This window comes from Thermophilibacter gallinarum (genome assembly GCF_014982725.1).
Lineage (GTDB): Bacteria > Actinomycetota > Coriobacteriia > Coriobacteriales > Atopobiaceae > Thermophilibacter > Thermophilibacter gallinarum.
In genome coordinates, this window is sequence record NZ_JADCJZ010000001.1 from 175,385 (window position 1) to 193,081 (window position 17,697).

At 69.8% G+C, this 17,697-nt stretch carries 16 protein-coding genes and 2 tRNA genes; 12 read left to right on the plus strand and 6 right to left on the minus strand.

What is annotated here, in order from left to right; genetic code table 11:
• Positions 1 to 482: 482 nt before the first annotated feature.
• Together INF26_RS00795 and INF26_RS00800 are read right to left on the minus strand one after the other, a co-directional pair.
• Complete coding sequence (locus INF26_RS00795) at positions 483 to 1,442, minus strand: hypothetical protein (protein WP_193528853.1); 960 nt, start codon at positions 1,440 to 1,442, stop codon at positions 483 to 485.
• Positions 1,439 to 2,512 (minus strand): tetratricopeptide repeat protein, encoded by a 1,074-nt coding sequence (locus INF26_RS00800; protein WP_193528854.1) that lies wholly within the window; start codon positions 2,510 to 2,512, stop codon positions 1,439 to 1,441. The genes INF26_RS00795 and INF26_RS00800 overlap by 4 nt, the downstream gene beginning before the upstream one ends.
• A gap of 233 nt (positions 2,513 to 2,745) precedes the next feature.
• Here INF26_RS00800 and INF26_RS00805 point away from each other — a divergent pair, with 233 nt between their 5' ends.
• Entirely contained in the window at positions 2,746 to 3,960 is a 1,215-nt protein-coding gene (locus INF26_RS00805) for an iron-containing alcohol dehydrogenase (protein WP_193528855.1), read from the plus strand.
• A 96-nt stretch (positions 3,961 to 4,056) separates the two neighbouring features.
• Here the strand turns inward: INF26_RS00805 and INF26_RS00810 are convergent, their stop codons facing one another.
• Together INF26_RS00810 and INF26_RS00815 are read right to left on the minus strand one after the other, a co-directional pair.
• Positions 4,057 to 4,911, minus strand: coding sequence for a hypothetical protein (locus INF26_RS00810; protein ID WP_193528856.1), 855 nt, complete (start codon positions 4,909 to 4,911; stop codon positions 4,057 to 4,059).
• A gap of 8 nt (positions 4,912 to 4,919) precedes the next feature.
• Positions 4,920 to 6,461, minus strand: coding sequence for a Mur ligase family protein (locus tag INF26_RS00815; RefSeq protein ID WP_193528857.1), 1,542 nt, complete (start codon positions 6,459 to 6,461; stop codon positions 4,920 to 4,922).
• 54 nt (positions 6,462 to 6,515) lie between these two features.
• On the opposite strand from INF26_RS00815, the gene INF26_RS00820 reads away from it, so the two are divergent.
• From INF26_RS00820 to INF26_RS00850, 7 genes are all read left to right on the plus strand, one after another.
• Positions 6,516 to 6,591 (plus strand) — tRNA-Val (locus INF26_RS00820).
• A 54-nt stretch (positions 6,592 to 6,645) separates the two neighbouring features.
• The gene (gene rph, locus INF26_RS00825) at positions 6,646 to 7,386 is read left to right on the plus strand and encodes a ribonuclease PH (protein ID WP_269747142.1); all 741 of its coding nucleotides are present in this window, start codon (positions 6,646 to 6,648) and stop codon (positions 7,384 to 7,386) included.
• Between the two features lie 280 nt (positions 7,387 to 7,666).
• On the plus strand, positions 7,667 to 8,290 hold the full coding sequence (gene rdgB, locus INF26_RS00830; protein ID WP_193528858.1) for an RdgB/HAM1 family non-canonical purine NTP pyrophosphatase: 624 nt from the start codon (positions 7,667 to 7,669) through the stop codon (positions 8,288 to 8,290).
• Positions 8,291 to 8,547: 257 nt separating this feature from the next.
• Entirely contained in the window at positions 8,548 to 9,282 is a 735-nt protein-coding gene (gene nagB / locus INF26_RS00835) for a glucosamine-6-phosphate deaminase (protein ID WP_193528859.1), read from the plus strand.
• A gap of 162 nt (positions 9,283 to 9,444) precedes the next feature.
• Positions 9,445 to 9,741, plus strand: coding sequence for a Veg family protein (locus INF26_RS00840; RefSeq protein ID WP_193528860.1), 297 nt, complete (start codon positions 9,445 to 9,447; stop codon positions 9,739 to 9,741).
• A gap of 2 nt (positions 9,742 to 9,743) precedes the next feature.
• A complete protein-coding gene (locus INF26_RS00845; RefSeq protein WP_332307273.1) occupies positions 9,744 to 10,619 on the plus strand; it encodes a 4-(cytidine 5'-diphospho)-2-C-methyl-D-erythritol kinase in 876 nt (291 codons plus the stop codon).
• Between the two features lie 15 nt (positions 10,620 to 10,634).
• A tRNA-Pro gene (locus INF26_RS00850) sits at positions 10,635 to 10,711 on the plus strand.
• A gap of 70 nt (positions 10,712 to 10,781) precedes the next feature.
• Here INF26_RS00850 and INF26_RS00855 read toward each other — a convergent pair.
• The gene (locus tag INF26_RS00855; protein ID WP_193528861.1) at positions 10,782 to 11,927 is read right to left on the minus strand and encodes a glycerate kinase family protein; all 1,146 of its coding nucleotides are present in this window, start codon (positions 11,925 to 11,927) and stop codon (positions 10,782 to 10,784) included.
• A gap of 233 nt (positions 11,928 to 12,160) precedes the next feature.
• On the opposite strand from INF26_RS00855, the gene INF26_RS00860 reads away from it, so the two are divergent.
• On the plus strand, positions 12,161 to 13,009 hold the full coding sequence (locus tag INF26_RS00860) for an HAD family hydrolase (RefSeq protein ID WP_193528862.1): 849 nt from the start codon (positions 12,161 to 12,163) through the stop codon (positions 13,007 to 13,009).
• Between the two features lie 153 nt (positions 13,010 to 13,162).
• Here INF26_RS00860 and INF26_RS00865 read toward each other — a convergent pair whose 3' ends face one another.
• Positions 13,163 to 14,011, minus strand: a complete 849-nt coding sequence (locus INF26_RS00865; protein ID WP_226371788.1) for a spermidine synthase — start codon at positions 14,009 to 14,011, stop codon at positions 13,163 to 13,165.
• 141 nt (positions 14,012 to 14,152) lie between these two features.
• On the opposite strand from INF26_RS00865, the gene tatA reads away from it, so the two are divergent.
• The 3 genes from tatA (at position 14,153) to lysS (ending at position 17,293) form a co-directional block, all read left to right on the plus strand.
• Positions 14,153 to 14,482 (plus strand): twin-arginine translocase TatA/TatE family subunit, encoded by a 330-nt coding sequence (gene tatA, locus INF26_RS00870; protein ID WP_193528864.1) that lies wholly within the window; start codon positions 14,153 to 14,155, stop codon positions 14,480 to 14,482.
• 39 nt (positions 14,483 to 14,521) lie between these two features.
• Positions 14,522 to 14,998 (plus strand): transcription elongation factor GreA, encoded by a 477-nt coding sequence (gene greA / locus INF26_RS00875; protein ID WP_193528865.1) that lies wholly within the window; start codon positions 14,522 to 14,524, stop codon positions 14,996 to 14,998.
• An 87-nt stretch (positions 14,999 to 15,085) separates the two neighbouring features.
• A complete protein-coding gene (gene lysS, locus INF26_RS00880; protein ID WP_193528866.1) occupies positions 15,086 to 17,293 on the plus strand; it encodes a lysine--tRNA ligase in 2,208 nt (735 codons plus the stop codon).
• The last annotated feature ends 404 nt before the right edge of the window (positions 17,294 to 17,697 follow it).

Genomic DNA, 17,697 nt, shown 5'->3' on the forward strand with positions numbered 1-17,697 from the left:
GGGCCCGTTTCTCTTGCCGCGGCGCGCTGCTGCTCCGAAATTAACGGGCAAAATTCTACAAACGCGAAAAACTCAACTGGGAATATACAAAACGAAATCGAATTTTGTCCGTTAATTTAGGAGCGCCGGACCAGGGCTGTCCCAGAATCCGTGCTGTTCTCCCGGCGGTCACGAGGGGCGTCCGGGAATCGGCGAGGTTCCCCGCCCAAGGGGGAGAGGCGTCCCAAAACTCGGGAGGTTCCCTGGAGCGGGCGCGCATCCGTCCCAGAATCCGGGGGATTCCCACGGTGGGACGACCGACAACCTGAGAAACCACGCGATTCTCGGACGAGAAACCCCTCCGGGGCGGGAACCTCCCGGATTCTCGGACAGGGCTTCTCGCCAAAGCGGGAACATCGCCAATTCCGGGACGCGCGCCTCGAGAGGGCCTACGCCGCCGAGAAGAACGTGCGGTCGAGAAGAGCCTCGCGCCCGGTCGCGCGCTACCAGTCCAGGTCGCGCCGCTCCGCGAACGCCCGCGCCGACGCCACGAGCCAGTCGTGCCCCTGGCACCAGGCCACGAACTCCGGCACGTCGGCGATGATGGGCTCCGCCTCGCGCACGGCCATGAGGGACTCCTCGAAGCCGCAGGCCGCGGCCTCGGGGCGGTCGGGCAGGTAGAGCTCGACGAACGTGGGCCTCAGCAGCGCGTAGGCACCGCCCTCGCACAGGCTTTCGAACCCGCGCAGGGCGCGCCGGGCCGCCGTCAGCCGGTCGAGCTTGTAGAGCAGCAGCACGCGCGCGAGGTGCGACCAGGCGCTCTCCCGCCCCGAGAAGCGCGCCTCCAGCGCCCCGAGCCCGGGCTCGTCCTCGAGCCGCGCGCAGGCGAGCATGTACGTGTGGCGGGCGCCTAGCTGGTCCTCGGGCGCGGCGTCAAGCAGCGAGGCCGCGGCGGACGCCGCCATGCGCGGGCGCGCGGCGTCCAGGCAGGTCCGTGCCACCGCGGCACGCAGCCGCAGGTGAGGCCGATAGAAGACGTCCTCCCAGGCGTCGCCCTCGGGAACCGGCGCGCCCGCGAACTCATGCTCCAGGTCGAGCAGGCCCTGGGTCAGCGGGTCCGCCTCGAGCTCGCCGGCGAGAAGATCGATGAGGCGTGCGTCCAGGCAGCGCTCGTCCAGCTCGAGGGCCTGTCGGCAGGCCGCGCGCAGCAGGCCCAGCCGGCGGGCGCGCTCCGCCTCGAACGCGGCGTCGTCGAGAAGGTCGTCGTCCCGCCCGCCCGCCCGATATGCGTCGAGCGCGCGCGCGACCGCGAGAAGTGCCTGCTCGGGCGGCTCGTCGGCAAAGTCGGCGGGGTTCTGCCGCACGGCGAGGACGAGCTCCGCGTACGCCTCGTCGGAGAGCGGGCCGATCTTCTCGTTCCTGCGCATGGCGCAGCGCGCCACCAGCTCCTCCCAGGCGTTCATGACACCTCCCCACCGGGGGCGCCCGCGCCGGTGCCCGCCGCCTCCCCGCCGGTCGCCCGCATGAACTCCTCGACCTCGCGCGGCCGCAGCTCGCTGACCGTGCGGGCGAGCCATGCGCCCAGCACGCCCCGGCCGGAGCGCTCGACGCCCTCCTGCAGCAGGACGACGCCCTCGCTCAGGGCCAGGACCATCTCGTCCTCGCTGTACTCCTCCACGCGGACGCGGGCGAAGCGCCCGTCGGCGATCTCCATCTGGCGGACCATTACGCCGGCGCTGCCGGGGTAGGAGGCGAGCAGGCGCTCCACGAGCTCTCGTGCCGTGCGGAGGTCCCAGCGCCCGTGTGCGAGCGCGATCTGGGCGAGCATGACCCACGCGTCGTCGGGGTGCCCGAGCCCGTTGGGGTCCGGGTAGTTGGCAGCCAGCTCGGCGAGGCCCTTCTCGTCCTCGAGCTTGGCCAGGGCGTACGCGAGCGTGAAGCGCACGTCGGAGAGGTCGCCGGGGTCTGCCTCGAGCAGCTGTCGGGCCACCCGGACGCTCTCCCGGTTGCGCCCGCAGATCAGCGCGCACTCCGCCATCTCCGCCATCCAGCGCCACCACGGGCGCATGGCAAGGCTCGCCGCGAGCGGCCGGCGCGCCGCGTCGAGCAGCCCGCAGAGCTGGTCGCGCTCCGCCTCGCACGACGCCCGGACCTTCTCGGCGCGCTCGGACAGGAAGCGCCAGCGCGCCTCGTAGGAGCCGGTCTCGCAGGACATCCTCATGCGCACGGCGTCATGGCAGCTGGGATCGAGCGAGATGGCCTCGTCGAGCAGGGCGCGCGCCTGGGCGGAGAGCGCCTCGACCTGGGCGTCGCCCGCGAAGGGCAGGCGGTAGTCGAGGACCTCGGTCGCGCGCGCGACCAGGTGGAAGGCGCGGTCGGCGTCCGTCTGGGGCAGCGAGTCGCGATCCTGCGCGAGCCGCCGGCCGAACGTGGCGAAGGCGCGCGCGGCCGCCCCCGGGTCGCTCTCGTCGAGCGACAGCGCGTAGCGCAGGCTCATGCGCAGATAGTCGTCTCTTCGGGAATCGTGTGCCATCTCGCCTCCTTCCCACCATCCTAGCTCAGCCGGGCGCTTCGCCGCTCGCCGCCGCTCGCCGGCCGGTCCGGAAACCCACAGTGTTGCCAACGGATTTCGCTATACTTGTTCCCGGCCGAGCCGCCGTGTCTTCGACGACCCGGACAGGTACTTCTCGCAAGGTGCAAATCGGGGGAGATGGTCCCCCGTTTGATCCGTCGCGGTGGCGGCGGCAAAGGAATTGGAGGAGTGTTATGGGACGTTTCACCAACCCGCGTGACCTGTACTTCGGCGAGGGCGCGCGCCACGAGGTCAAGAACCTCAAGGGCGAGCGCGCGGTCATCGTCACCGGCGGCGGCTCCATGCGTCGCGGCGGCTTCCTGCAGGACGTCGAGAACGACCTCAAGGAGGCCGGCTTCGAGGTCAAGCTCATCGAGGGCGTCGAGTCCGACCCGTCCGTCGAGACCGTCATGAACGGCGCTGCCGTGATGTCCGAGTTCCAGCCCGACTGGATCATCGCCCTCGGCGGCGGCTCGCCCATCGACGCGGCCAAGGCCATGTGGATCAAGTACGAGTACCCCGAGACCACCTTCGAGGACATGTGCAAGGTCTTCGGCCTGCCCAAGCTCCGCACCAAGGCCCACTTCTGCGCCATCTCCTCCACCTCCGGCACCGCGACCGAGGTCACCGCGTTCTCGATCATCACCGACTACTCCAAGGGCATCAAGTTCCCGATCGCCGACTTTGAGATCACGCCCGACGTGGCCATCGTCGACCCCGAGCTCACCTACACCATGCCCGCCAAGCTCTGCGCTCACACCGGCATGGATGCCCTGACCCACTCCATCGAGGCCTACGTCTCCACCGCCGGCTCCGCCTACACCGACGCCAACGCCCTCTACGCCATGCGTGAGATCGTCGAGTGGCTGCCCAAGTCCTACCAGGGCGACAAGGAGGCCCGTCAGCACATGCACGACGCCCAGTGCATCGCCGGCATCGCCTTCTCCTCGGGCCTCCTCGGCATCGTGCACTCCATGGCGCACAAGACCGGCGCCGCCTTCACCGGCGACCACATCATCCACGGCTGCGCCAACGCCATGTACCTCGGCAAGGTCATCCAGTTCAACTCCAAGGACGCCCGCGCCAAGAGCCGCTACGCCTACATCGCCAAGGAGGTCTTCCACCTCGCCGGCGAGACCGAGGACGAGCTCGTCGCCGCGCTCGTTCAGATGATCCGCGACCTGAACGACAAGATCGACATCCCGCAGGGCATCAAGAACTACGGCAAGGGCGGCGTCAAGGCCGACGAGTCCGTCATCGACTACGCCGAGTTCGAGGAGAAGAAGAGCCGCATCGCCGTCGACGCCATCGGCGACGCCTGCACCGGCTCCAACCCGCGCCAGCCCACGCCCGAGGAGATGGAGAAGCTCCTCGAGTGCGTCTACAACGACGTCGACGTGGACTTCTAATCCGGGTAACGGACAATCGCGCGACTCAGGGGTCGGGCCTTCGGGTCCGGCCCCTTTTTGTGCGCGCGGGCCCGGGGTCTCGGGCGTCTTGCCGTCTTAGAGAAGGCGGGCGTGCGCGCGGACCGCGGCCTGGAAGGCGTCCTCGAGCTTGTCGCCCGGGGCACCGAGAAGGACGAGCAGCGTCGGCGCGTCCCCGGCGCGCCCGTAGGCGCGCTCGACCGCGGGTGCGACGGCGGCCGGGCCCCGCGCCGCCTCGACGCGCATCGTCGCGTAGTCCTCGCGGGCGGCGGACAGGAGCAGCTCCGCGTCTCGTGCCTCGCCGCTCTCCTCGACGAGGGCGTAGACGCCCCGGTCCGGGGCGGCGAGCAGCTCGCCGTGGCCCGAGGCGCGGGCGCCGAGCAGCCCGATGCCGATCTGTCCGGCCGTGATGTCCAACAGCTCGCAGACCGTCACGACGGCGAGCGCGGGGCCCAGGTTGAAGCGCCCGGTCAGCGGGACGGCCAGCGTCATCTCGCGGCTGGGCGTGTGGGCGAGGAACTGCACGTAGCCATAGTGGGACTCGGTGCGCCCGACGCCCACGTCCGCGAGGGAGCCGCGCGCGGAGAAGCTCAACGACCGCCCGTCGGCCGTGGTCACCGTGCCCGCGCCCCCGGCCCCGATCACGCAGAGGAGGTCGGTGCGGACAGCGCCGCGCTCGGCCTCGTCCAGCTCGACGATCGCGTAGGCGAGGTCCTTCTCGCCCGCATGGCGAAGATGGTCGTCAATGCGTTGCAGCTCAGAGACCCTGTCTGGATGGCGGGACCATTCGACGCCGTCAAAGAGCTCGCGCCCGCCGACAAGCGCCGCGCGCTCGTAGGGCCTCTCGTCGTCCAGGATGGTGCGCAGCAGCGCCGAGGCGACCTCGCGGTCGCGCGCGCCGCCCGAGATGCCGATGACGAGGGGCGCGCCCATCGGGCCCGCTACGCGCCCGTGCGAGCGGCGACCGCCTCGAGGAAGATCTCGCCGTCGGTGCGGCAGGGGAGGAACTCGTCGCCGACGTGCTGGCGCGTCTCGTCACCCTTCGCGAGCAGGCAGACGATGGCCGGGCCCTCGCCCTCGTAGGCGAGCTCGACGCTGCGGCGCACGGCCTCCTCGCGGTCGCAGATCACCTCGTAGGGAACGCCCTCGGGCGTGGCGGCGGCCATCTGGGCGCAGATCTCCTCGACGGGGTCGTGCGCGGGGTCCTCCTCGGTGTAGATGAGGTAGTCGGACCACTTGGCGGCCTCCTGCGGGAGCTCGGTCCGGCGCTCGTATGCCTTGCCGCCCGGCGCGCCGAAGAGCGCGATGATGCGATAGCCGGGGAACTCCTTCTTCACGGAGGGGAAGAAGCGCTGGTAGGAAAGCTTGTTGTGCGCATAGTCGACGAGGGCCATCACGCGCGAGCCCGGCTCGCCGAGAAGCTCCATACGCCCGGGGACCGTGGCATGGGCGAGCGCGGGCACGATCTTCTCGGCACCGACGCCCAGCAGCTCGCAGATGGCTATCGTGGCCAGCGCGTTGTCGACGTTGAAGAGGCCGGGCATGGCCAGCGTGACCGGGCCCTCCCAGCTTGGGGTGTGCGCGACGAAGCTCACGCGGCCGAGCTCGGAGCGGACCTCGCTCGCCCAGACGTCGGCGCCGTCGCGCCCTTCGGCGGAGAAGCGCAGGATGCGGTCGCAGGACTCGGCGGCCTGGGCGCGCTCGAGCACGACGTCGGCCTGGTCGCAGTCGAGGTTCACCACGGCGCTCCGGGCCTGCTCGAAGATGCGGAGCTTGCTCTCGAAGTAGTCCTCGAAGTCGGGGTGCTCGACGGGGGAGATGTGGTCGCGCCCGATGTTGAGGAAGCAGGCCACGTCCAGCGTGAGCCCGAGCACACGGTCGTACTTGAGGCCCTGGCTCGAGACCTCCATGTCCAGGAACGGGAGGCCGGCGGTGCGCGCGTTGGCGACGTGGCGCCAGAGGTCGGGCGACTCGGGGGTGGTGTTGTGGCTCTCGAAGTCCTCGACGCCGTCGTAGGTGTCGATCGAGCCGATGACGGCCGTCCCGGAGCCGGGCCTGTCGCCGTCGAGCACGGCGCGCAGCATGTAGGAGACCGTGGACTTGCCCTTGGTGCCCGTGATGCCGACGACGCGGACGTCACGGTCAGGGTGGCCGAAGGCCTCCGCGGAGACGAGCGCCATCGCGCGGCGCAGGTTGCTGGCGACGAGGGCGGGGGCGTCCGGCGCGACCTCGGCGAGCTCGGCGGCGTGGGCCTCGTCGCAGAGGTAGGCCACCGCGCCCGCCTCGAGCGCGCTCGTGAGGTATGCGGGCCTGAAGGCCGCCCCCTTGCACACGAAGACGTGCCCCGCGCGGACGACGCGGGAGTCGCAGTCGGCGCCGGTCACGGGCGTCGCGCCCGCCTCGGCCGTGAGGTTGTGGGTGCCTGCGAGCAGGCCCTGCTCCTCAAGGAGCGCGGCCAGCGAGGCGAGAGTCGTAGTATCCATGGGACCTAGTATAGGGCAGGCGCGAGCGTGCCGTATGCTAGACTGCAACCACCCGGGCGATTGGCGCAGCGGCTAGCGCAGGTGCCTTACACGCACAAGGTCGGCGGTTCGAACCCGTCATCGCCCACCAGCACACATCGGCCCTCGCCCGCTTTTGCGGCGGGGGCCTCTTTCGGGAGGACACATGACCGACTCCACCCTCATGCGCGCCAACGGGCGCGCCGCCGACGAGCTTCGTCCCGTCACGCTCACCCCGGGCGTCATGAAGAACGCGGCCGGGTCCTGCCTCGCGGAGTTCGGCGACACGCGCGTGCTCTGCACCGCATCTGTTGAGGAGGGCGTTCCCGGCTGGCGAAAGAACGCGCATGCCGGCTGGGTGACCGCCGAGTACGCGATGCTCCCCGCCGCGGGCAACCGGCGCACGCCACGCGAGTACCGCGGCCGCAAGGGCCGCTCCATGGAGATTGAGCGCCTCATCGGCCGCAGCCTGCGCTCCGTCACGCGCCTCGATCGCCTGGGCGAGATCACGATCACGCTGGACTGTGACGTGATCCAGGCCGACGGCGGCACGCGCACGGCCTCGATCACGGGTGCGTGGGTGGCGCTCCATCAGGCACTCATGGGCCTCGTGGACGCGGGCAGGCTCCCGCGCCTGCCGCTCACGGGGCAGGTCGCCGCGGTCTCCGCGGGGTTCGTGGACGGCCGGGCTCTGCTCGACCTCGACTACTCCGAGGACTCCCACGCCGAGGTGGACTTCAACCTCGTGGGGACGGGCGACGGCCGCATCGCGGAGGTCCAGGGCACCGGCGAGCGCTCCACGCTCGACCGCGCCCAGCTCGACGCCCTGCTCGACCTCTGCCAGACCGGCGTCGCCCGCCTGACGGAACTCCAGAGTCACGTGACGGGCTTTGGCTCGCACGAGTAGGCGGGCTTCGCGCTCAAAAAGGGCCCAGGTGGATGCAAAAGTGTCGCTCGTGATGAAGGATTCGTGGCTTTCATGCAAAACTCCCGCTCGTGATGAAACATTTTGACGCTGGCGAATAGTTTCAATTCTGCGAACTGGGATTTCTTTGACATAGGCTGATCTTGGGGTCCACGAGTGGCCTCTAGGGGCCATACTTATTCATCACGAGCGAGGGTTTTGCGAATACGAGCGCGTTTTCTCATCACGAGTCGCACTTTTGCACGCCTAAGGAGAGGCCAAAATGAAGGGTATCGAGGTTAACGAGCTGGATCCTGCCAAGACCGTGGTGGTGGCCACGGGCAACGCGCACAAGGTCACCGAGATCGAGGCCATCCTCGCGCCGGCCATGCCGGGCGCGCGCTTCGTGGCCCTCGGCGAGCTGGGCGACTTTCCCGACCCCGTGGAGGACGGGGGCACCTTCTTCGACAACGCCCTGATCAAGGCCCGCGCCGCCCAGGCCGAGACGGGGCTACCCATGGCCGTGGCCGACGACTCGGGCCTCTGTGTGGACGCGCTCGGCGGCGCCCCCGGAATCTTCTCCGCTCGCTGGGCCGGCGAGCACGGCAACGACGCCGCCAACAACGAGAAGCTCATGGCGCAGATGGCGGGCGTCCCCGAGGCAGAGCGCACCGCGCGCTTCCACTCCAGCGTGGCGCTCGTGCGCGGCGACGAGGTCCTGCGCGGCGACGGCGACTGCGAGGGCCTCGTGGGCTTCGAGCCGCGCGGCGACGGCGGCTTCGGCTACGACCCGCTCTTCCTGCCAAACGACACCCCCGGCAAGACCATGGCCGAGCTCACCCCTGACGAGAAGAACGCCATCTCGCACCGCTTCCACGCCCTCGAGGACCTCTCCACGAAGCTCTAGGCCCGGCTTCGGTCCCTCCATCCGCTCCCAGCGCTTTTGCCCCGCTCGCCAAATCATCGTGGCGGGCGGGGCGAGTTCGTAGCATGATAGGTGCGTCTGGGGCGTGCCCCAGGCTGCCATGGACGGGCAGGGGCCCCGACGCGGCGGCGAGTTCTCATAGCTCTTGGCGACCTCGCCCTGGTGGTCGCAGTCACATTGGCCGCGGCCGATGGGGCCGCACGGCAGGAGCCGCCTGCCGGACTATGAAGGGAAACGCCATGAAGATCCTCCGCGCCAAAGACTATGACGACATGAGCCGCAAGGCCGCCAACATCATCTCCGCGCAGGTGATCCTGAAGCCCAACTGCGTCCTGGGCCTCGCGACCGGCTCCACGCCGATCGGCACCTACCATCAGCTCGCCAAGTGGTGCGACAAGGGCGACTGCGACTTCTCGCAGGTCTCCACCTACAACCTCGACGAGTATCGCGGTCTCAGCCACGACGACCCGCAGAGCTACCACTACTTCATGCGCGAGAACTTCTTCGACCACATCAACATCGACCAGGCCAACACCCACGTGCCTGACGGCGCCAACCCCGACGCCGAGGCCGCCTGCTCCGAGTACGATCGCATCGTCGCCGCGGCCGGCTATCCCGACCTGCAGCTCCTGGGCATCGGCAACAACGGCCACATCGGCTTCAACGAGCCCGACGACCACTTCTCCAAGGGCACGCACTGCGTCGACCTCACCGAGTCCACGATCAAGGCCAACAGCCGCCTGTTCGAGCGCGAGGAGGACGTCCCGCGCCAGGCCTACACGATGGGCGTCCAGACGATCATGTACGCCCGCATGATCCTCGTCGTGGCCAACGGCGCGGCCAAGGCCCAGGCCGTCCACGACATGTGCTTCGGTCCGGTCACCCCGAGCTGCCCCGCGTCGATCCTGCAGCTCCACACCAACTGCGTCGTCGTCGCCGACGAGGAGGCCCTGGCCCTCTGCCCCGCCGAGTAGCGCGACCAACGGCTAGCGTCCGGGGGCGAGAAGAGCGTTCTTCTCGCCCCCATTTTATGTCTCGCGTCACAACGGTTGAACCAATTTGCGCTTGCGCGTCCGGCGCCGTAAGATAATGCTTCCGGAATTTTTGGCTTTTGCCTCTGTCAGACGGAGGACCACATGGAGAACGACATCCCGCCCGTCAACCGGGTCGACGAGATTCGCGAGCACCTGAGCTCGCTCGAGGGCAAGCGCCTCAAGGTCAAGGCCAACATGGGCCGCTCGCGCATCGTCGAGCGCACCGGCACGCTCGTCCACGCCCACCCGTCCCTCTTCGTCGTCGAGGTCGAGGAGCGTCGCGGCCGCACCGCGCGCCAGTCCTACCAGTACGTCGACGTCCTCACCGGCACGGTGGAGCTCTACGACACGGAGTCCGGCGAGCGTCTCTTCGACTTCGCCGAGACGATCACGGAGTAGCCGTGCGCGTCACGGCCGTCTCGGCCCCCTGCAAGGTCAACCTCTACCTCGGCGTCCATCACGAGACCGACGATCGGGGCTACCACCGCGTGGATTCGCTCATGGTCCCGGTGGCGCTCTTTGACGACGTCGTCGTCGAGGACGCCCCGGAGCTCTCGGTGAGCTTCTCGCCCGCGCTCTCCATACCCGTGGAGAAGAGCGGCGTCTGGCGCGCCGCGACGATGCTCGCCGAGGCGCTGGGCGAGAAGCCCGACGTGCGCGTGAGCGTCACGAGGCGCATCCCCGGCAGCGCCGGGCTCGGCGGCTCCTCCGCCGACGCCGGTGCCGCGCTGCGCGCCCTCGCCGCCCGCTGGGGCGTGGACGCGCTCGACCCGCGCGTCGTCGACGTGGCCCGCCGCGTGGGCGCGGACGTGGCCTTCTTCCTCGACCCTCGCCCTGCGCTCCTCGGCGGGGCGGGGGACGTGCTCGAGCGGACGTTCCCCGGCTTCGAGGCGCCCCTCGTCCTGGTGATGCCGCGGGCCGAGGGCGGATCGACTCCGGCGGCGTACGCGGAGTTCGACCGCTCGGGTGCGGAGCCGGCCGGCTGCGACGCGCTGTGCCGCGCCCTCGAGGCCGGCGACCGTGCGGGCGTGGCGGCGAGCCTGGCAAACAACCTCGCCCCGGTCGCGTGCGCGCTGTGCCCGGAGGCCGGCGAGGTCGAGACGTGGCTGCGCGAGCGCCCCGGCGTGCTCGCGGCCCAGGTCACGGGTTCGGGCACCTGCTCGTTCGCGCTATGCGAGGGCCCCGAGGCGGCGGATGCCGTGGCTGCGGAGGCCGCCTCGCGCGGATGGCGAGCCTGGTCGACAAAAACCCTTGGTTCCGCGTCGAAAGTCTGCTAGAATATCCCACCGCTACGGGTTGTGGCTCAGCTTGGTAGAGCGCTCGGTTCGGGACCGAGAGGTCGCTGGTTCAAATCCAGTCAACCCGACCACGTACGTTCAGGGGCCGTCGGCAGTGCGCCGGCGGCCCCTTTCTCGTCGCTGCTGCTCTGATGCCTGCGACTAGCCCGTGAGCGAGACTCCCAGCTCAAGAAGCGAGAAAAGCCGCTCGGCGGCCAGCGCGTAGAGCTCCTCGGCATGCCCGAGCGCCTCCTCGAGCGGCATCGCGTCAATCGCCGTGGGCACCATCGCCGAGAGCCCGGGCACCTCCGCGGCGTCCGCGCTCATGCCGCCCACCACGGCGACGCAGGGCACGCGGCGTCGCGCGCATGCCGCCGCCACCCCGGAGACGACCTTGCCGCGCGCGGTCTGCGCGTCGGCGTGCCCCTCGCCCGTGACGCAGAGGTCCGTGTCGGCGAGAAGGGCGTCGAAGCCCGTGAGCTCGAGAACGCGCGCCACGCCGCTCACGGCCTCGGCGTCGAGAAGCGCGAGGCACGCGGCGCCGAGGCCGCCCGCCGCTCCGGCGCCCGGCACGTCGAAGCCGCGGCCGAGCGTCTCCTCCAGCACGCGCGCCCAGTTCCTCATGCCGTCGTCGAGCCGGCGCACGACCTCGGGCGAGGCGCCCTTCTGGGGGCCGAACACGAAGCTCGCGCCCTCGGGCCCCACGAGCGGGTTGTCGACGTCGCACATCATGCGGAAGCGTGCCCCCGCGAGCGCCGGGCTCAGCCCGGAGAGGTCAACGGAGGCAACGCGCTCCAGGTCAGAGCCCCGTCCGGCAAGCTCCTGGCCGTCCGCGTCGAGCAGGCGCGCGCCGAGTGCCCGCGCGAGGCCCATGCCGCCGTCGTTGGTGGCGCTGCCACCCAGCGCGATGGTCACGTCCCGCGCGCCGTGGGCGAGGGCGTCGGAGACGAGCTGGCCGGTGCCGTAGGTGCTCGTGGCGAGCGGGTCGCGCTCCTCGGGCGCGAGCAGGGGGAGACCGGACGCGGCGGCCATCTCGATGACGGCGCGGCCGCCCGGCAGCAGTGCGTAGGAGGCCTCGACCGGACGGCCAAGCGGGTCGGCGACGAGCGCGCCGACCTTCTCGCCCCCGCAGGCGGCGACGAGCGCGTCGACCGTCCCCTCGCCGCCGTCGGCCATGGGGACCGCCGTCCAGGAGCAGCCGGGGAAGTGCCGCTCGGCGGCGGCCCCGAGCAGGCGCGCCGTGTCCGCCGAGGACAGCGTCCCCTTGAGCGAGTCGGACGCGAAGACGAACCTCGGCGCGCGCTTCATGCTGGCTCCCTCCCGCGATGTTTCCCTCATTGTAGGGTCCCGCCGCCGCACCCCGCGAGCGCTCGCACATATCCCGAAGTTCAAAACCGACCAAAACTCGGTTTCACCAGCTCACGGGCTTGAGGGTCGAAAACGAACTCTGACTTATGCGAGAGCGCGCCCCCGCGGCGGCATCCCGACCGGGCCGCCACGCCCTATACTGTCGCCGTGAGACGACGAGAAGGACGGCGGCATTGATCAAGCTCTTCGCGAGCGACCTCGACGGGACGCTCCTCAACCTCATCCACGAGACCGACGGCGGCATCCTGCGCCGGCTGCGCGCCGCGCTCGACGCCGGACGCCACGTGGCGCTGGCGACGGGCCGCTGCGTGCGACGGCCGGCGGACATGGGGTTCGCGGGGCTCCCGGTCGAGTCGATCGGCGCCAACGGCGCGCACATCGTGGGCCCAGGCGGCGAGGTGCTGCGCCACGTTGCCGTGGACCCGGCCGCGCTGGAGGAGCTGCTCGTCGCCTTCCCGCAGGTCTGCTTCATCTGCGTGGGGCGCGACCGCACCTACGTGCGCGGCACGACGGAACAGCGCAACGCGAGCTACGTCGGCGCGCGCGGTCCGGTCGGCGTGCTCATGCGCCGGCGCTTCCGCAAGACCGGGTTCGGCGAGGTGGAGCTTCTCGACCAGACCAACGCCGACGTGCTCGGGCAGGACATCTGCAAGGTGAACTTCCGCGTCACCGACGAGGGCCTACGCCGCGACCTCGAGGCGTTCGTCGACGAGCATGCCGGCTCCTTCGTGAACGCCTCCTTCGACGGCGTCCTCTTCGAGCTCACCGACGCGTGCGTCAACAAGGGCGAGGCCGTGGCGTGGCTGGCCGGCGAGCTGGGGATCGCCGAGGACGAGGTGGCCGTGTACGGGGACGGCGGCAACGACCTGGCCATGCTCGAGCGCTTCTCGCACGCCTACGCCACGCGCGGCGCGAGCGCCGAGGCAAAGCGCGCCGCCGGGACCGTCATCGGCAGCTGCGCGCTGCACGCGGTGCCCCGTCACATCCTGCGCACCGTCCGCCGCGAGGGACCGCTGCGCTGAGGCCCTTCTCGCCGCGCGTCGCGCCCGCGCTCCCGCGTCCCGTCCGGTGACAGGATTTGCCGCTCGTGCGACCGATCCGCCGCCCGCGAGCCGCAAAACCTGTCAGCGTGGCCGGCCCGGGCCCGGATCCGGGCGAGAAGAACCGTCTGCCCGCTACCGCACCACGCGCGCGGCGCGCGGCATGACGCCCCGGGCGCTCGTCGCCAGCAGCACGTTGTTGCCGGGCTTGTGCGGCTCGTCAGGCCACTCGGCGACGTAGCCCACGTGCGCGAACTCGTGACCAAACGCGTCCACGACCTCGTCCAGAGCCCGCGCGCGACGCCCCTCGCAGGCGCAGCGCACGTTGGCGAGGTAGACGCCGTCCGCGGCGAGGTGCTCGCGCACCACCCGCGCGCCCTCGGCGCCCGTGAGCGGCCCGAGCGGTCGGTTGCCGGAGAAGGCGTCGTTCACGATCACGTCATAGGGCTCGGCGGCGGCGCGCACGAAGGCCCACGCGTCGTCGTTGACCAGGCGCAGGCGCCCGTCCTTCTCGGCCCCCGTCTTCTTCAGGCACTCGTCGAGGAAGAAGAACTCGCGCGCCAGCTCGGTCATCGCGGGGTCGATCTCCACCACGTCCACGCGGGCCTCCGGCACGTACGCCGCCAGGTACTTGGGCAGCGAGTAGCCGCCCCCGCCCATGACCAGCACGCGCAGCGGGCTCTCGGCCGTGCGCCCGCGCTCGGCGACCAGGTCCTCGATCACGCGGGCCATCTCGCGGTGGTACTCGCAGGCCAGCTGGAAGCGCAGGTCCTCGGGCACGTAGCAGCCGCTCTGGAAGGTGCCGTTGACGTTGATCAGGCGCACGGGCGTGCCGTCGGCGTTCTCCGCGTCAAAGACCAGCGTCACACCGAACTTGGTCCGGCGCATCTCCACGTTGCGCTTACGCAGGAGCCACGGCATCGCGGCGAGAAACACCGTGCACACGACGGTCAGCACGGCAAGGGCGATCAGGATCTCTCTCAAGGGGCCTCCCAAGTGGCGCGCGAGAAACCCGGGCTTCTCGCGTTTTAGAGATTGTGAGTAGCACGTAACCTCGGCTATACTAGCTGATGCTGTATTGGGCCTAGCGCCCGCCTGTGACATCGCATCGGAAGGACACTTCACATGATTTTTGGTATGGGCCCCATTGAGCTGCTTCTCATCGTCGTCGTCGTGCTCGTCATCTTTGGGCCCAAGAACCTGCCCAAGATCGGCTCCGCCCTCGGCAAGACCGTGAAGAACGTCCGCGAGGGCATGGAGGAGGGCTCCGAGGACAAGTCCGACGAGGCCGGCTCGCCCATCGAGTCCCACGACGACGTCGAGGTCATCGAGGACGACGATGACGCCGACGCCCCCGAGGCTGCCGCCTCCGACGCCGTCTTCTGCTCCCAGTGCGGCGCCAAGAACGCGGCCGGCGCTGCCTTCTGCTCCAAGTGCGGCAACAAGCTCAACTAAGCGCAACTAGCGGCACACGGCAGGCAGGAGTCATCGCACATGGATAACGCCAAGAAGATCGAGCTCACCGCCGAGGGGCGTCAGAAGCTCGTCGACGAGCTCGAGTATCGCGAGGGCGAGAAGCACGACGAGATCGTCGAGCGTATCAAGGAGGCCCGCGGCTTCGGCGACCTCTCGGAGAACTCCGAGTACGACGCCGCCAAGGAGGAGCAGTCCAAGAACGAGTCCCGCATCAACGAGATTCGCCAGATCCTCTCCGTGGCCACGGTCGTCGAGGACCAGGGCCACGCCATGACCGTCTCCATCGGCACCACGGTGGAGCTCAAGGACGGCAAGGGCAAGAAGTCCACCTTCAGCATCGTGGGCACGACCGAGACCAACTCGCTCGAGCACCGCATCTCCGTCGAGTCCCCGGTGGGCAGCGCCCTTGTGGGCCACAAGAAGGGCGACAAGATCGAGGTCGTCACCCCGTCCGGCAAGACCAGGAAGTACACCATCACGGGGATCTCCCGCTAGAGCTACTTCCCACCGAGCAAGCGAGCGCCCCGTGTCTGCGAGATCGCAGGTGCGGGGCGTATCTATCTGAAACCCGAAAGGACCCCCATGGCCGAGAACGCCACCACCACCGACGAGCGCACGATGCGCCGCGCGCGCCGTCAGGCCCTCATCGACGCCGGCGTGAACCCCTATCCCATCGCGTCCGAGGTCACGGCCCACGCCGGCGAGCTTGACGAGAAGTACGCCGGGCTCGCGGATGGAACCGACACCGAGGACGTGGTGAGCGTCGCCGGTCGCATCCGGGCGCTGCGCAAGCAGGGCAAGGCCGCCTTCGTCGTGCTCGAGGACGTGAGCGGGTCCATCCAGCTCTTCTGTCGCCACGACGTGCTCGGCGACGAGGGCTGGTCGCTGCTCTCCAACCTCGACCTCGGCGACATCCTGGGCGCCACGGGCACGGTGCTGCGCACGCGCCGCGGCCAGCTCTCCGTCTCGCCCACGTCGCTCACCGTGCTCTCCAAGTCGCTCCGCCCCTTGCCCGAGAAGTTCCACGGCCTCACCGACCGCGAGGTCCGCTACCGCCAGCGCTACGTCGACCTCATCATGAACCCCGAGGTCCGCGACGTCTTCCGCAAGCGCAGCCAGATCGTCTCCCTCATCCGCCGCTACATGGAGGCCGACGGCTACATGGAGGTCGAGACGCCGATGATGCACGCCATCCTCGGCGGCGCCAACGCCAAGCCCTTCGTGACGCACTTCAACGCGCTCGACCGCGACTTCTACCTGCGCATCGCCACCGAGCTGCCGCTCAAGCGCCTCATCGTGGGCGGTCTGGAGCGCGTCTTCGAGATCGGCCGCAACTTCCGCAACGAGGGCATGGACCTCACGCACAACCCCGAGTTCACCTCGATGGAGGCCTACTGCGCCTACTCCGACCTCGAGGGCATGAAGCGCCTGTCCGAGGGCCTGTTCAAGACCATCGCCCGCGAGGTCTGCGGCTGCGAGGAGGGCCACGAGATCATCACCTACCAGGGCCAGGAGATCGACATGTCCGGCATCTGGGCGAGCCGCCCGCTCTCCGAGATCGCCTCCGAGTGCGTGGGCGAGCACGTTGACATGGACACCCCCATCGAGCGCCTCCGCGAGCTCTGCGAGAAGCACGGCATCGAGACCCAGTCCAACTGGGGTGCCGGCAAGCTCCTCTTTGAGCTCTACGACGAGCTGGGCGAGAAGACCATCGTCAACCCCACGTTCGTGTGCGACTACCCGGAGGAGGTCTCCCCGCTCTCCAAGCGCAAGGCCGAGGACCCGCGCCTCACCGACCGCTTTGAGCTGGTCATCGCCGGCCACGAGTACGCCAACGCCTTCTCCGAGCTCAACGACCCCGTCGACCAGGCCGGCCGCTTCGCCGAGCAGGTCGCGGCCAAGGGCATGGGCGACGACGAGGCCATGGGCTACGACTACGACTACGTGCGCGCCCTCGAGTACGGCATGCCGCCGGCGGGTGGCATCGGCTACGGCATCGACCGCATGGTCATGCTGTTCTGCAACCAGCCGGCCATCCGCGACGTGCTGCTCTTCCCGGCGATGAAGCCCGAGGCGATCACCAAGGCCGACATCCAGGCCCAGGTCGCCGGTGCCGTGACCGACAACGCTGCGGCGTCCGTGGACGACATCGCCGCCGACAGCGAGAAGGTCACGGCCGCGGCGGCGGAGGCCCCGGCGGCGCTTGTCGCCGGCATCGACCGCGACGCCGCGCTCGCACTTCTCGCCGAGCACAACCACGAGGAGTTCCACATCGAGCACGGCCAGACCGTCGGCGGCGTGATGCGCGTCTTCGCCGAGGAGATGGATCCCGACAACGCCGACTTCTGGGAGGTCGTGGGCATCCTGCACGACCTCGACTGGGAGGAGCACGCCGACGACCCGGCCAACCACACGGTCTACGCCGCGGAGCTTCTCGAGGCCGCGGGCGGCAGCGCCGAGCTTGTGCGCGCCATCCAGTCGCACAACTCCGACAACAACCCCGAGCTGCCCGCCCCCGAGCTTCCCATGGAGAAGGTCCTCTTTGCCGTGGACGAGCTCACGGGCCTCATCGGCGCGGCCGTGATCATGCGCCCGAGCAAGTCCGTCATGGACTTCGAGGTGAAGTCGCTCAAGAAGAAGTTCAAGGACAAGCGCTTCGCCGCCGGCTGCAACCGCGACGTCATCCGCAAGGGCGCCGAGCTCTGTGGCTGGGAGCTCGACGAGCTCTTCTCGCGCACGATCGACGCGATGAAGGCCATCGCCCCCGACCGCGACACGTTCGGGAAGTAGCCGCCCGGGAGCGCCGGGGGCGGAGCCGGCGTCCCGGAATCGCCGACGTTCCCCGGCCGCCCCGAGCGCGCGTCCCAAAATCCGGGACGTTCTCCGGTCCTGCCGCCCCGGCGTCCCGGAATCGCCGACCTTCTCGGGGTGCTGTCCCAGAATCGCTGGGGTTCTCGCATCGGCGACCCCCTGGGACGGGGAACGTCGCCACTTTTGGAACGCGATCGCCTCCGGGCTGCGGAACCCCGCCGATTCTGGGACGAGAAGCGCCCTCATGACGAGAACCCCGCCAATTCCGGGACGCGCTTCTCGCCCCGTCGGAGAAGGCCGCCGATTCCGGGACGGCCGCCCGCAGGGCGAGATACGCGGCGTCGCTTAGCGCGTTTGCGCGGGCGGCGCCGTGGGTACAAACT